This is a genomic window from Brevibacterium sp., from assembly GCF_052105255.1.
Lineage (GTDB): Bacteria > Actinomycetota > Actinomycetes > Actinomycetales > Brevibacteriaceae > Brevibacterium > Brevibacterium linens_B.
Map to the genome: position 1 here is coordinate 4339 of NZ_JBQDYQ010000024.1, position 14429 is coordinate 18767.

Genomic DNA, 14429 nt, shown 5'->3' on the forward strand with positions numbered 1-14429 from the left:
AGCCGGCCGAGAGGCTGTGGCTCGAGCTCTCGGTGCTCGCCCACGATCGCGCGGGTGGCTGAGGACTCGAGCAGTCGCGTCGTGGGAAACCGACAATCGATCGCCAGGAAGTTTGGCGAATTATTGTTCGTTCATCGAGGTCGGCCGTCCTAGAGTGACACCAGATCACGAACAGAGGACGTTATGCCCAACAGCCACCATTCGATTGCCGACGGTCGAGCACGGGCGATCAGAGCAATCGCCGAGAACAGCCAGCCCCTCACCGACGACACCCCTGCCGAGACGCGCGAACTCGATCGCACCACCGTAAGCGGTTCCGTTCCGGAGGGCGTGCCGGCCCTGCCGGACGGTGTGCCCACGCTCTCGGATCGGGAGCCCGTGTTCGGGCTCATGGATCTCGATGCCATCGATACCGCGTTCGAGCGGCTCACTTCGGCGTTCGATTCGGACCATGAGGTGCTCCACGCGGTGGCCTGCAAAGCCGTGCCGCTGCGGTCGCTGCTCGAGCGCTATGCGCAGCAGGGTGCCGGATGCGAAGTCGCCAGCCCCGGCGAACTCGAACTCGCCCTGGCTGCCGGGTTCGCCCCTGAACGCATCGTCTTCGACTCCCCGGCCAAGACCTGGACCGAGCTGCGTCGGGCCGTCGACCTCGGCGTATCGATCAACGTCGACAACTTCGACGAACTCGCCCGCCTCGACAGCCTATTGGCGGACAGGCGACCGACCGCCGACGAGGCGCGGATCGGGATCAGGATCAATCCGCAGTCGGGCACCGGCACGATCGGGGCGCTGAGCACCGCCACCGAGACGTCGAAGTTCGGCATCGGACTCGCCGATCCCGGAGCCCGCGAAGCCGTGATCGAAGCGTATTTGGCGCGTCCCCGACTGACTCAAATCCACGTGCACTCGGGATCTCAGGGCATCAGCCTCGAGCGGGCCGCCGTCGGAATCCGCACCGCGGTCGACCTCGCACAGGAGGTCAACGCGCGTGCGGGGACGCGCCAGATCACCCGCATCGACATCGGGGGAGGCCTGTCGGTGAACTTCGACGGCGAGGACATCACCCCGACCTTCGCCGACTACCGAGCGGTGCTCGAGCAGCAGATCCCCGACCTGTTCGACTTCGACATCGTCACCGAATTCGGGCGTGCTCTGCTGGCCAAGGCCGGCACCGTCCTCACCCGCGTCGAGTACGCGAAGACCAGCGGCGGGCGGCGCATCGCCATGACTCACGCAGGCGTGCAGGTCGCCACCCGCACCGCCTACGCCCCGCACGACTGGCCGCTGCGGATCCTGCCGTTCACCGCCGACGGGGAACCGAAGATCGCCGAGGCGGTGCCCACTGATGTCGCCGGGCCCGCGTGCTTCTCCGGGGATCTGCTCGCTCGGGACCGTTCGCTGCCGCGCCTCGACGTCGGCGACCTCGTCGCCGTGCCCGAGACCGGCGCCTACTACTTCTCCAACCCCTTCTCCTACAATCTCCTCCCGCGCGTGCCCGTCTACGGGTACCGCACCGGGGACGGGGGCGAACCGCGATTCGTCGTCATCCGACGGGGCCAGACGATCGACGAGATCCTCGCCGAGGCGGGGCCGCGGTGGTGATCGGCGCGGACCTGAGGACTTCAGGCGACGCTCAGGCAAGGCGGCTAACAATTCAGCAAACTTTCATGATTGAGCTGTGCGAGAGTGTATGGTGCCTTTAGTCTCGACAGCAGGCGGCTGAACTCTGAGCAGCTCGCCAAAGTATCTTGACCCCCGAAGAGGAGATCAGAAGATGAACATCAGACGGATGACAGTTGCGGCAGTCGCCGCCGTGGCGCTGGCGCTGACCGGGTGCGGCTCGGACGGCGGCAGCGGTGGAGGCGGTGGAGGCGGTGAGACCACCGACGACCTCACGCTCGGCACCGGTGGCACATCGGGCACGTACTACCCTCTCGGCGGTGAGCTCGCTTCGATCTTCGAGGACAACGTCGACGGCGTGACAGTCAACTACGTCGAGTCCGGTGCCTCGGCCGAGAACCTCGGCAAGATCTACCAGGGCGAATGGCAGCTCGGCTTCACGCAGAGCGATACGGCCAACACCGCGGTCAACGGCGAGCTCGAAGACCTCGACGGGACGAAGATCGACAACGTCGGCTGGCTGGCCTCGCTCTACCCTGAGGCCGCTCACATCATCGTCCGCGAAGACTCGGGAATCGAATCGGTCGACGACCTCAAGGGCAAGAAGATCGCGGTCGGCGACGCCGGTTCGGGCACGCGCGCCATCTCCGATGCCATCCTCGACGCCGCGGGCATCGGCGAATCCGACTACACCCCGGAGATCACCGATTTCGGTGCTTCGACCGACATGCTCGCCGACAAGCAGATCGATGCCACGATCTTCGTCGTGGGCACACCCGTGGCCGGACTGACCCAGCTGGCCGCGACGACCGACGTCAAGCTGCTCGGGCTCGACGACGATACGACGAAGACGATCGAAGAGGGATCGGGCGCGGAGTCCTACGACATCCCGGCCGACGCCTATGACTTCCTCGATGAGGACGTCCCGACCGTTTCGGTGTTCGCCTCCTTGGTGGCCTCGACCGATCAGGTCAGTGAGGACACCGCCTACAACCTCACGAAGGCGCTGTTCGAGCACACTGACGAGATCACCCTCGACGTCGGCAAGCTCATCACGAAGGACTCCGCCATGCTGGGCGTCGGCGACGTGCCGCTGCACCCGGGCGCTCAGAAGTACTTCGAAGAAGAGGGCATCGAGCTGCCGTGAGCGAAGATTCGACACCGACCCGGCCGTCCTCCGCGACGGCCGGGCCCGGCGCCGATCAGGTGGCCGCCGGAGAACGCGCATCGGCCGACGTACTCGCAAAGCATGACACCTCCAGCCGCTATCGCAAGGATCTCGGCTGGTGGGTCTGGGTGGTCGGCGGACTGTCCATCGCCTTCACCGTCTACCACCTCTATGCCGCACTCGAACGGCCCTTCAACACGTGGATGCACACATCGCTGCATCTCGCGGGCGCCACCGCGCTCATCTTCTTCCTCTACCCGCCGAGCCGCCGCCTCCTCGATGCGCCGGCGACGGGCAACCGCGTCGCCGACGCGCTGATCGGGCGCGGCAGCCGCATCCCCTGGTACGACGTGCTCCTCGGCTTCGCGGGACTCGGCTGCAACCTCTACGTCTTCGTCGAGTACTCGCGGCTGGTGAGCAACTCCGTCCAGATCCTCGGCTATTCGAACCTCGACTACTTCGTGGCGATCCTCGGCGTCCTGCTCATCCTCGAAGCCACCCGCCGGTGTGTGGGCCTTCCCATCGTCATCATCGGCGGCATCGCCATCCTCTACGGACTCTTCGGCAACTACAGCCCTGTGTTCACGCATTCCGGGATGAGTCTCGAGGACTTCGCGACGACGATGTTCCTGTCGAACGGATCGGGCATCTTCGGCACTCCGATCCAGGTCTCGGCGAACTTCATCTTCCTCTTCCTCTTCTTCGCCGTGATGCTCGTGCACACGAACATCGGACAGTTCTTCAATGACCTGGCCTTCCGTCTCACCGGCCGATTCACCGGCGGTCCCGCTAAAGCCGCGGTCGTGGCCTCCGGTCTTCAGGGCATGGTGTCGGGTTCGTCCGTGGCCAACACCGTCGCCTCGGGGTCGTTCACCATTCCGCTGATGAAGCGGTCGGGCTTCAAGCCCCACTTCGCCGCCGCCACCGAGGCGACCGCCTCGACGGGTGGACAGCTGATGCCTCCGATCATGGGCGCGGCCGCGTTCATCATGGCGCAGAACGTTCCGGACCTCGAATACAACGGACTCATCGTCATCGCGATCATCCCGGCGATCCTCTACTTCCTCGGGGCCTTCCTCTCGATCCACTTCGAGGCGAAGACCGACGGGATCCTCGGGCTGTCCAAGGCGAGCCTGCCTGACGGCAAGGAGCTGCTCAAACGCCTCGACCTCCTGCTGCCGTTGGCCGTCATCATCCTCACCCTCCTGTCGGGGATGTCGCCGATCCGCGCCGCGCTGTTCGGCATCGGCACCGCGTTCTTCCTCAGCTTCCTGCGGAAGTCGACGCGGATGGATCCGCGCGGATTCGTCACGCTGCTCGTCGAGGGCGCCCGCACGGCGCTGCCGGTGATCGCGGCCTGCGCGACTGCGGGCATCGTCGCCGGTACGGTCACGGCGACCGGACTGGGCGGACAGCTCGGCAAGGGGCTGGTCGATCTCGCCGGAGGCAACTTCTTCATCGTCCTGGTCATGGTCATGATCGCCTGCATCGTCCTCGGCATGGGCCTGCCGACGACCGCGAACTACGTCGTCACGGCCACTGTCGCCGCACCGATCCTGTACAACAACTTCGATGTGCCGCTCATTGCGGCGCACATGTTCGTGTTCTTCTTCGGGATCCTCGCCGACATCACCCCGCCGGTCTGCCTCGCAGCCTATGCCGGCGCCGGCATCGCCAGGGCCAATCCGATGCGTGCGGGTGTCACCGCCGTGCGGATCGCCATCGCCGGGTTCCTCATCCCCTACGTGTTCATCCTCGAGCCGGCTCTGCTGCTCCAGGGCACGTGGCAGGAGCTCCTGTTGGCGCTCGTGACCGTGATCCTCGGCATGATCGGAGTGTCCTCGGGCCTGGCCGGGTACTTCATGGGTCGCGCCAACATCGTCGAGCGGGTGCTGCTGTTGGCCGCCGGGATCACCCTGATCTACCCGAACATCTGGGTCTCTCTCGTCGGTCTCGTCGTGCTCGTTGCGGTCGCGCTCATCCAGCGGCTGCGGAAGGCCACGACCACCACCGAGATCGCCGCCCAGAGGGCCGCGGCCACGGCCTGATTCCCTCGTCGGTCCGCGAACCGTGCCGAGTGCACGGCTCGCGGACCGTTGTCATGTGATCCGAGTCGCCTGCGTGTGCCGGACCGTCGTGTGCGAGCGCGTTCCGATTGTGCGGATCGCACAAGGCGACACGCCAGAAGTTGTGAGCTGGTGCTGCGGTTTCACACCCGTTCCGGCATAGAGTGACAGACAACACATTTCGGCGGTCGCAGGCGGAGAACTCATGATCACGGTCCGGCCGCCGCAGGCAGGAGCCGCCTCCGGCGGCCGGAACCGAAGGGGTCCAATGATCACTCAACACTCGCTGCGCCGCACCGTGCGCGTGAGCCTGCGCCGATGCCTGGCCGGCATCGCGGCGCTGGCACTCGCCGGATCGATGGCCGCCTCTCCGGCACAGGCCGCCGCCTCGGAGACTCCCGACGCTGAGAACGTGCTGCGGATCGCCACCGACGGATTCGTCGACTCCTTCAACCCGTTCACCTCCTTCTACCTCGTGCCGACGAACACCTTCCGGTACATGTATGAGAACCTCGTGGCCAACGACGCCAAGGACGGTTCGGTCACCGAGGGACTCGCCACCGAATGGAACACGGACTCCGAGGGCAAGGTCTGGACCTACACGATCCGCCCGGACATGAAATGGTCCGACGGGGAACCGCTGACCTCGAAAGACGTCGTATGGACCTATAACCAGATGATGGACAACGACGAGATGGCGGTGGCCAACGGCAGCCTCGTCGAGAACTTCGCGAAGGTCGAGGCCCCCGACGATTCCACCGTCAAGATCGCCCTGAAGGAGGCGCAGGCGAACAACCCCGGCCAGGAGATCCCCGTCGTGCCGGAACACGTGTGGTCGAAGATCGACAAACCCGGCGAATTCAAGAACGACGAGAAGTCCGTGGGCTCGGGACCCTTCCAGCTCGACAGCTATGAGGCGAACAAGTCGATCACGCTCAAGGCGAACCCGAACTTCTGGCGCGGCAAGCCGAAGCTCGACGAGATCCAATACCGCTACTACACGAACTCCGATGCGCAGGTGCAGGCGATCCGCTCCGGCGAGGTCGACTTCGTCACCGGCCTCAGCCCGGATCAGTTCACGGCACTGGAGAACGCGGACAACGTCGAACTCAACGACGGCAACGGCCGCCGCTTCAACGGAATCTCCATCAACCCGGGTGTCGCCGACGCCGACGGCAAGGAGTTCGGAACCGGCAATGAGGCGCTGAAGGACAAGAAGGTCCGCCAGGCCATCCGGGCCGGCATCGACACCGAGACCCTGCGCAAACAGGTCATGCAGGACTATGCGCAGCCGGCCACGAGCTTCATTCCCGCCGTCTACCCGGACTGGGCGCTGAGCCCCGACAACCCGGTCGTCAGCGGATTCGACGTCGACCGCGCGAAGACGCTCCTCGACGACGCCGGTTGGAAGGAAGGCTCCGACGGCATCCGCGAAAAGGACGGCGAGAAGCTGCAGCTGCGTTTCCTCACCGATGCCGACGTTCCGACGGAGCAGAGCACCGCGAAGTTCCTGAAGCCGTGGATGAAGGACATCGGCATCGACCTGAAGAACGAATCGACCGATGCCGATACCGAGTCCGAACGCACCACCAAGGGCGACTACGACATGTACTTCACGGGCTGGTCGATCAACCCCGATCCCGACTACCAGCTGAGCATCAACACCTGCGGTCAGCGCCCCGACGCCGACGGCAACGGCGGCACCAGCCAGGACGGCTGGTGCAACAAGGAATTCGACAAGCTCTATCAGGCTCAGCACGTCGAGCTCGACCAGGCCAAGCGTCAGGAACTCGTGCAGAAGGCACTGGCCATCCATTATGAAGAGGCCCCCTCAGTGACGCTGTGGTACCCGAACCAGCTCGAGGCCTACCGCTCCGACCGGTTCGAGAACTTCACCAAACAGCCGTCCGACGGCGGCGCCATCGCCAACCAGGTCGGCTACTGGGGCTACTCCTCGGTCGAACCCGTCAGCGAAGAGGAAACTACCGGCGGCGGAATGGGCGCCGGCGGTTGGATCGGCATCGCGGCCGCAGCCATCGTCGTTCTCGGCGGAGGCGGCTGGCTGCTCAGCCGTCGCAAGAAGTCCGACGACCGCGAATAGTTCCCGCGCCCACAGTCCGGGTGCCGCGCCACCCGCGCCATCTGCGGCACCCGGACCCACGGGCCTCTGTCCTCATCACCTGGAGCACCACAGTGAGCACACCCACCCACGATCCCCATTCCGGGGATCGCCCTGACCGAGGAACGGACACGGCGACCCCGGGCACCGACCCCACGAACCCCAGCCCCGCCTCGGCGAAGGGAACTGCCGACACCGCCGACCCGAACCCTGCCGCCGTCGACATGGACGAACCTCCGGCCGGCGGATCCTTCGCCCGCTACTTCCTGCGCAAGCTCGGCGGGGCCGCGACCTCGATGATCCTGGTCATCGTGCTCGGCTTCTTCGCCTTCCGCCTGCTGCCCGGCGACCCCGTGCTCAAGATCGCCAAGGAACGGCCGATGTCGCCGGCGCAGATCGCCGAGCTCCGCAGCCAGTACGGACTCGACAAACCCGTCATCGTCCAGTTCTGGGACTACCTCGTCGGCATCGTCACCGGCGATCTCGGCGAATCCTACGTATACCGGAAATCCGTGTCCTCCCTCATCGGCGAGTACCTCGGCCCGACCCTGCTGCTCACGGGCACCGCGGCCGTCATCGCCATCGCCCTGGGCCTGTGGCTCGGGCAGCTCTCGGCCTGGCGGCGCAATTCCCTGTTCGACAAGCTCGCCTCCTCGACCTCGCTGATCTTCTGGTCCGTGCCGACGTTCTGGCTCGGCCTCATCCTGCTCATGATCTTCGGCGGTACCCTGCAGTGGCTGCCCACCGGCGGCATGATCACCCCGGGGCTCGACCCCTGGTCGCCGGCCGGAATCATCGACGTCATCACGCACCTCATCCTTCCGGTCGTCTCGCTCGTCGCCGTCGTCTATGCACAGTTCCTCATGATCATGCGCGCCTCCCTGCTCGAGGAGATGAGCGAGGACTACCTCACGACGGCCCGCGCAAAAGGCCTCACCGAGGATGAGGTCCGTCGCCGTCACGCCGTGCCCAATGCGCTGCTGCCGACCGTCACCGTCGTCTTCCTCCACATCGGCGGGCTCGTCGCCGGTGCGGTCACCGTCGAAGCCGTGTTCTCATGGCCGGGGCTGGGCAAACTCACCTTCGAAGCCATCCGCGGTCCCGACCTGCCGCTCCTGCAGGGCACCTTCGTCGTGTTCTCGGCGATCATCATCGTGATGAACCTCGCCGCCGATATCGTCTACCGATTCCTCGATCCCCGCGTCAGGAGGGCCTGATGAGTGCGAACATCCCCGCCGTCGACGGTGCGAAGCTCGTGCGCGAACGCCGACTGAACAATGCGAAGAAGAACTGGGCGCTCTTCCGCTCCGACGCCCCGGCTCTCATCGGCGCCGTCGTTCTCCTCTTCTTCATCGTCATCGCGATCGCCGCACCGCTCATCGCACCGGCCTCGATGCTCGACGTCACGCAGCAGCTCGACGTGCCCCGCTACGCCCCACCGAGCCTCGACCATCCCCTGGGCACCGATGACCTGGGTCGGGAGATGTGGGTGCGCATCCTCTGGGGAGCGCGCGTGTCGATCCTCGTCGGTGTCGCCGCGACCGTGATGTCGATGCTCATCGGCACCATCATGGGCCTGGCCGCCGGTCACTTCTCGGGACTGTTCGGCGGCTTCATCATGCGCATCGTCGACTTCTTCATCGTCCTGCCCTCCCTGCTCTTGGCGATCGTCCTGTCCTCCGTGCTGGAACGCGGAGTCTTCACGATCGTCATCGCCATCGGACTGACCTCATGGGCGTCGACGGCACGGATCGTGCGGTCGCAGTCCCTCAGCGTCGAATCCCGGCTCTACATCGAACGGGCGCGCATCCTCGGTGCCGGTCATTCCCATATCCTGTTCCGGCACCTGCTGCCGGCGGTGATGCCGCTCGTGCTCGCGAACACGACACTGACCGTCGGAGGAGCGATCATCGCCGAGTCGACGCTGTCATTCCTCGGCCTCGGCGATACGTCCAAAGAATCGTGGGGCACGATCCTGAAGAACTCGATGGACGTGTCCGCGGCGACCTCCGGATACTGGTGGTACGTGCTCACCCCGGGTGTGGCGATCCTGCTCGTCGTGCTCGCGTTCACGATGGTCGGGCGCGCATTCGAGGCCATCATCAACCCCGCCCTGAGGAGCCGCTGATGACCGATCTGCAGTTCGAGAACGTCTCGATCACCTACCGCTCCTCCTCAGACCGCGGGGACGTCGTCGCCGTGCAGGACGTCAGCCTCGACCTGCCCTCCGGGGCCACACTGGGCATCGCCGGGGAGTCCGGGTCGGGGAAATCGACGTTGATCATGTCGGCCCTGCGGCTGCTGCCGAAGTCGGCTCGCCTCGACGGACGGGTTCTCCTCGGCGGGCAGGACATCCGAGAGCTGAGCTTCGGCCAGATCCGCGCGGTCCGGTGGGCACAGGCCTCGATCGTCTTCCAAGGCGCCCTGCACTCGCTCAACCCCGTCCGCGAGGTCGGGAGTCAGATCATCGAAGCCCTCGAACACCACACGAAAGACACGTGGACGACTCCGCAGAAGCGCCGGGATCGGATGTTCGAACTCCTCGCCGAGGTCAATCTCGAAGCAGCGAAGTCGAGTGCCTACCCGCACGAGCTCTCCGGCGGGCAGAAGCAGCGGATCATGATCGCCATGGCGCTCGCCTGCGAGCCGGATATCATCATCGCCGACGAGCCGACGACGGCCCTGGACGTTATCGTGCAGAAGCAGATCCTGACCGGCCTGGCCCGCCTCGTCGCCGAACGCGGGATCTCCCTGCTGATGATCAGCCACGACCTCGCCGTGCTCTCAGCCGTCTGTGCGGATCTTGCGATCATGCGCCACGGCCGCCTCGTCGAATACGGACCCAGCGACGACGTCTGCCTGTCCCCGCAGGAGGATTACACGCAGCAGCTCGCCGGTGCGTTTCCGCAGATCGGGGACCCCGAATCGCGGTTGAATCCCCGGACGCGGAGGCCCGCGCAGGTGGCCCGGGCCGAACCGTTAACCATGACGGATGAGGTGGTGCTCGAGGCGAAGGACCTCAGCGTCTCCTTCGACACCCGCCGGGGCCGCGAACGAGCGGTGCGCGGGGTGGATCTGCAGCTGAAGAAGGCGGAGATCCTCGCCGTCGTCGGCCAGTCCGGTTCGGGGAAGACGACTCTGGCGCGGTCGCTGCTCGGGCTGCAGGAGGTGGAGGCAGGTTCGCAGCTGTTCTTCGCCGGCAAGCCGCTGCCGCGGAAGGCGAAGGAGCTGCGGGCCTTCCGGCGGCAGGTGCAGATGATTCTGCAGGACCCGGCCGGATCGCTCAACCCCAAGCGCAGCGTGTATGAAGCCGTGGTCGAAGGCCTGAAGGTGCAGGGAATCAGAGACCGTGAGTACGAGCGGGTCGTCGGTGCCCTCGCAGCCGCCGAACTCACCCCGGCCGAGGACTATCTCGAATCGATTCCGCAGGAGCTTTCCGGCGGACAGCGGCAGCGCGTCGTCATCGCCGGTGCACTGGCCCTCGACCCACAGGTGCTCATCGCCGATGAGCCTGTGGCGTCGTTGGATGCGTCGGTGCGCGGGGAGATCCTGTCGCTGTTCCTCGCGCTGAAGAAGAACCTCGGCATGAGCGCGCTCATCATCACCCATGATCTCGGTCTGGCCTGGAACATCGCGGACACGGTGGCCGTGATGAAACGAGGGGAGATCGTCGAATACGGTGAGGTCGAGAAGGTGCTGTCCGACCCGCAGCACGAATACACGCAGGAACTGCTCGCAGCGGTTCCCCGACTGGGAAGTCAGAGTCTGGTGAGGAATGAGTAGGCAGGATTCGGCCGGAGCCGTCGGTGCAGGCGGTGCTGCGCCTGCGGATGACCGTGTGGGACGCCCCGCACCGAGCCCCTATCTTCGCACCGCGCCCCTGTCCGCCGGTGACACCGTCCGACTGATCGCGCCGTCGGGACCCACCGACGAGGAATCACTGCAGCGCGCCATCGCTCAGCTCGAATCCTGGGATCTCACCGTCGTGCCCGGTGACAACGTCCGCGGCCGGCACCCGCGGGTGACGTACCTGGCCGGCACCGACGCCGAGCGTCGCTCCGACCTCGTCGACGCCTGGTGCGATCCGGACACGGATGCGGTCATCGCGCTGCGCGGAGGCTTCGGGGCGATGCGGCTGCTCGACGGCATCGACTTCGACCTCATGCGCAGGCATATGCTGCGCCGGGACGGACGCCCCAAACTGCTCACCGGGTCCTCGGACATCACCGCCCTTCACCAGGCATGGGAGCACCACCTCGGGGTGGCGACTCTGTTCTGCCCGATGGTGGGCAACGACCCGTTCAAGAACTCGACGGTCGTCCCCGACGAGGTGGCCTCGTGGCTGGTTCATCCCTGGGGCGGCCGCGAACTCGGCTTCCCCGCAGAAGACGCAGCCCACCCGCTCAGCCGGGCACAGACGTTGGTTCCGGGGTCGGCGAAGGGCCGCCTCGGCGGGGGAAATCTCAGTCTCATCGCCGCTGGGATGGGCAGTCCCGAGCTCGTCGACGTGCGGGAACGACGAGAGCGTCGGGGTCCGAGCATCCTCATGCTCGAAGACGTCGACGAAGAGCTGTACCGGCTCGACAATCTCATGGTGCAGCTGGTCCGCGGTGGGTGGTTCACCTCGGCGGATGCGGTGGTGCTCGGGTCGTGGCAGGACTGCGCGCCCGTCCACGAGGTGGAGGCGCTGATGATCGACTACCTCGGCGGACTGGGGGTACCGATTGTGTCGGAGATGGGCTTCGGCCACGATCCCGATGCGCCGAGTGCCCCGCTCGGCGTCGACGTCACGCTCGAGGCGGAGCCCGGGGAGCGGCCGCGGCTGTGGGTGGATGCGCCGACGAATGCGACAGCAGAAGGAGAGACTCGATCATGAGCGAAGTGAAGTTCGATGGACTGCCCGGAGTGCGCTTCAGCGCTCTGGCCTTCGACGTCGACAGCGGTGAACGGGTGTTCGCCCACAATGAGAACGACGAACTCGACACCGCCAGCATGGGCAAGGTCTTCCTGCTCCACACTGCCTTGCAGATGTCTAAGGACGGCACGCTTGACCTGGAAGAACGCCTGCACCGACGGCCCTCGGAGAGAGTCGACGAATCGGGGATCTGGTACCTCATGGAGCAGGACGACCTGAGCATCTTCGACGTCGCTGTGCTCATCGGCGCGTTCAGCGACAACTTCGCCACGAACGTGCTCATCCGCCGGGTCGGACTGGTGAATGTCGCAGATCAGGTGGTCAAGCTCGGGTACCGGAACTCGGGTCTGCACGACTTCTTGCGCTGGCCGCGTCCGGCCAAGGCGCCGCGGACCCTGTCGACGGGAACAGCTGCGGAGCTCAGTGATTTCATGGCCCGGCACGCCAAGGACGAGTTCTGGGACGAGTCGACGAACGAGATCTTCCGGCGTTGGTTGGGAGCCGGCGCGGACACCTCGATGGTCGCCTCGGCCTTCGATCTCGACCCGCTCGCTCACTACAACTACCAGCGGAATGTGTGGGTGTGGAACAAGACCGGCACAAACGGGACGATCAGGGCCGATGCCGGGATCGTGATGACGCGGACGCGTCGCGTCGCCTACGCGGTGTTCGCGAACTGGGAGCCGGGCACCGATCGCGTCGTCGACGTCATGCCGGTCATGCGCGAAGCCGGCGACGCGATCCACCGGTTCCTCTGAATGTCGATCGATTCGCAAGCACCCTCGGCACGGACGGCCGTGGGGTAGTCTGGTGGGCGATGTCCGATACGATCTACCTCACAGGCGAAGCGAAGGCTCCGTCGAACAACCCGATCACCAGCCAGTTCGGGCTGTTCTATGTGGCGTTCGAGATCGCACCGGACACCCACCGAATCCTCGATGTGGACTGCACGGCGACGTTGGCTCTGACCCGGAACTTCATTCGGAGCCTGTTCGTCGATGCCGACATCACGGACCCCGGTCGACTGATCGAGCGCATCCAGCGCCGCTACCACGGATCCTCGCAGAAGGCGCTGATCACAGCTGTGAACAACGCCGCGAAGAAGTACCGCGAGGTCACCGCTTAGGCAGCACGTCCGACCACCCCGATTGCCCGGGCCCTCACCGGACCGGATCCGATCGACAACTGCACATTGCTCCACCCCGGAGGCATGCCCCGCACCGGGATGGACGTTTTCAATGAGGAAGTGTCGTTAGTGATCACGGACGGTTTTCTATTCATCAGCCTGCTTCTGGCTATCTCCGCTGTACTCGTCGTCGCGGACCGGAGCGGACGCTTCAAGCTCTTCAAGTATGTGCCCGGCTTCGTCATCCTCTATATCGTGGCGGCGCTGCTCAACACCTTCGGCGTGTTCGACCACGACGGCGGGGACATCACCGCCGTCGGTGACACTCTGCGCGAGGTGATGCTGCCCGCGATGATCCTGCTCATGCTGTTCAAATGCGATGTTCGGCAGATCATCAAGCTCGGACCGAAGCTGCTGCTCACCTTCGCCGTGACCGCGGCGAGCATCATCGCAGGCTTCATCATCAGCTACCTCATCCTGCATTCCAGCCTCGACCCCGAGGCGTGGAAGGCCCTCGGCGCGCTCAACGCCTCCTGGACGGGAGGTTCGGCGAACATGGTTGCGGTGCAGGAGGTCCTCCAAGCGCCCGAGAACGTGTTCGGCTACGTCCTCATCGTCGACACGGTGCTCTACTCCTTCTGGCTGCTGCTCGTCTTCTCCTCCGTCACCGTCTCCGACAAGTTCGACACGTGGACGAAGGCCGATATGTCGAAGCTCGACTTCACCGACATGATCGCCGCTGAGGACGAGAAGCCGATGACGCTGCCATCGATCTTCGGACTCATCGGTTTCGCACTTCTGGCCTCGGCCCTGGCGATCCGCCTCGGCGAACTGCTGCCCGAGGTCGGAGCGGTCATCGACGGCACAGCGTGGACGATTCTCATCGTCAGCGTCCTTGGGCTGGCCATCGGATCGACTCGCTTCGGCAGGACCGCCGGATCCAACGAACTCGCGACGATCCTGCTCTATCTCATCATCGGCATCATCGCCTCCGGCTCGGACTTCACCTCCCTGGCCGAAGCGCCGCTCTACCTGGTGGCGGGAATCATCGTCCTGGTCGTCCACATCGTCATCATGCTCATCTACGCGAAGCTCACCCGCACCGAACTCTTCAGCATCGCCGTGGCCAGCACCGCGAACATCGGCGGAATCGCCTCGGCACCGGTCGTCGCGGGCGCATTCAACCGACAGCTCGTCCCAGTCGGCGTGCTGTTCGCGCTCATGGGCACGTTCCTCGGCACGTTCCTCGGCCTGTGGTCGGCCCAGATCCTGTCCGGGCTGGCATGATGAACGGATCGAACCCACCTCGCCGAGGCGGCCGACCTCCCCACCGCGGGCGTGCCGCTCCAGGGGCGCACCGTGTATGCCGTGTCCGGTCCGGCCGTCTCGACGGCCCTGACAGTTTGCACGTGTCC

At 65.4% G+C, this 14429-nt stretch carries 11 protein-coding genes; all 11 read left to right on the plus strand.

Annotated features, from left to right (window positions below; translation table 11 throughout):
• The first annotated feature begins 183 nt into the window (after nucleotides 1–183).
• The 11 genes from ACTIIH_RS08530 to ACTIIH_RS08580 all read left to right on the plus strand — a co-directional run bounded on the left by ACTIIH_RS08530 (nucleotide 184) and on the right by ACTIIH_RS08580 (nucleotide 14301).
• Entirely contained in the window at nucleotides 184–1602 is a 1419-nt protein-coding gene (locus tag ACTIIH_RS08530; protein ID WP_441451429.1) for a diaminopimelate decarboxylase, read from the plus strand.
• 172 nt (nucleotides 1603–1774) lie between these two features.
• Nucleotides 1775–2767 carry a TAXI family TRAP transporter solute-binding subunit gene (locus ACTIIH_RS08535; protein WP_441451430.1) on the plus strand — a complete coding sequence of 331 codons (993 nt, stop codon included), beginning with the start codon at nucleotides 1775–1777 and terminating at the stop codon, nucleotides 2765–2767.
• Nucleotides 2764–4836, plus strand: a complete 2073-nt coding sequence (locus ACTIIH_RS08540; protein WP_441451431.1) for a TRAP transporter permease — start codon at nucleotides 2764–2766, stop codon at nucleotides 4834–4836. Before ACTIIH_RS08535 ends, ACTIIH_RS08540 begins: the two co-directional genes overlap by 4 nt.
• Before the next feature lie 286 nt (nucleotides 4837–5122).
• Complete coding sequence (locus tag ACTIIH_RS08545; protein ID WP_441451432.1) at nucleotides 5123–6955, plus strand: ABC transporter substrate-binding protein; 1833 nt, start codon at nucleotides 5123–5125, stop codon at nucleotides 6953–6955.
• A gap of 92 nt (nucleotides 6956–7047) precedes the next feature.
• On the plus strand, nucleotides 7048–8190 hold the full coding sequence (locus ACTIIH_RS08550) for an ABC transporter permease (RefSeq protein ID WP_441451433.1): 1143 nt from the start codon (nucleotides 7048–7050) through the stop codon (nucleotides 8188–8190).
• The gene (locus ACTIIH_RS08555; protein WP_441451434.1) at nucleotides 8190–9101 is read left to right on the plus strand and encodes an ABC transporter permease; all 912 of its coding nucleotides are present in this window, start codon (nucleotides 8190–8192) and stop codon (nucleotides 9099–9101) included. Before ACTIIH_RS08550 ends, ACTIIH_RS08555 begins: the two co-directional genes overlap by 1 nt.
• A complete protein-coding gene (locus ACTIIH_RS08560; RefSeq protein WP_441451435.1) occupies nucleotides 9101–10756 on the plus strand; it encodes an ATP-binding cassette domain-containing protein in 1656 nt (551 codons plus the stop codon). Before ACTIIH_RS08555 ends, ACTIIH_RS08560 begins: the two co-directional genes overlap by 1 nt.
• The gene (locus tag ACTIIH_RS08565; protein WP_441451436.1) at nucleotides 10749–11849 is read left to right on the plus strand and encodes a S66 peptidase family protein; all 1101 of its coding nucleotides are present in this window, start codon (nucleotides 10749–10751) and stop codon (nucleotides 11847–11849) included. The genes ACTIIH_RS08560 and ACTIIH_RS08565 overlap by 8 nt, the downstream gene beginning before the upstream one ends.
• A complete protein-coding gene (locus ACTIIH_RS08570) occupies nucleotides 11846–12646 on the plus strand; it encodes a serine hydrolase (protein WP_441451437.1) in 801 nt (266 codons plus the stop codon). Before ACTIIH_RS08565 ends, ACTIIH_RS08570 begins: the two co-directional genes overlap by 4 nt.
• Nucleotides 12647–12705: 59 nt before the next feature.
• The gene (locus tag ACTIIH_RS08575) at nucleotides 12706–13014 is read left to right on the plus strand and encodes a DUF3870 domain-containing protein (RefSeq protein ID WP_441090124.1); all 309 of its coding nucleotides are present in this window, start codon (nucleotides 12706–12708) and stop codon (nucleotides 13012–13014) included.
• 129 nt (nucleotides 13015–13143) lie between these two features.
• The gene (locus ACTIIH_RS08580; RefSeq protein ID WP_441090174.1) at nucleotides 13144–14301 is read left to right on the plus strand and encodes a DUF819 family protein; all 1158 of its coding nucleotides are present in this window, start codon (nucleotides 13144–13146) and stop codon (nucleotides 14299–14301) included.
• Nucleotides 14302–14429 lie beyond the last annotated feature (128 nt).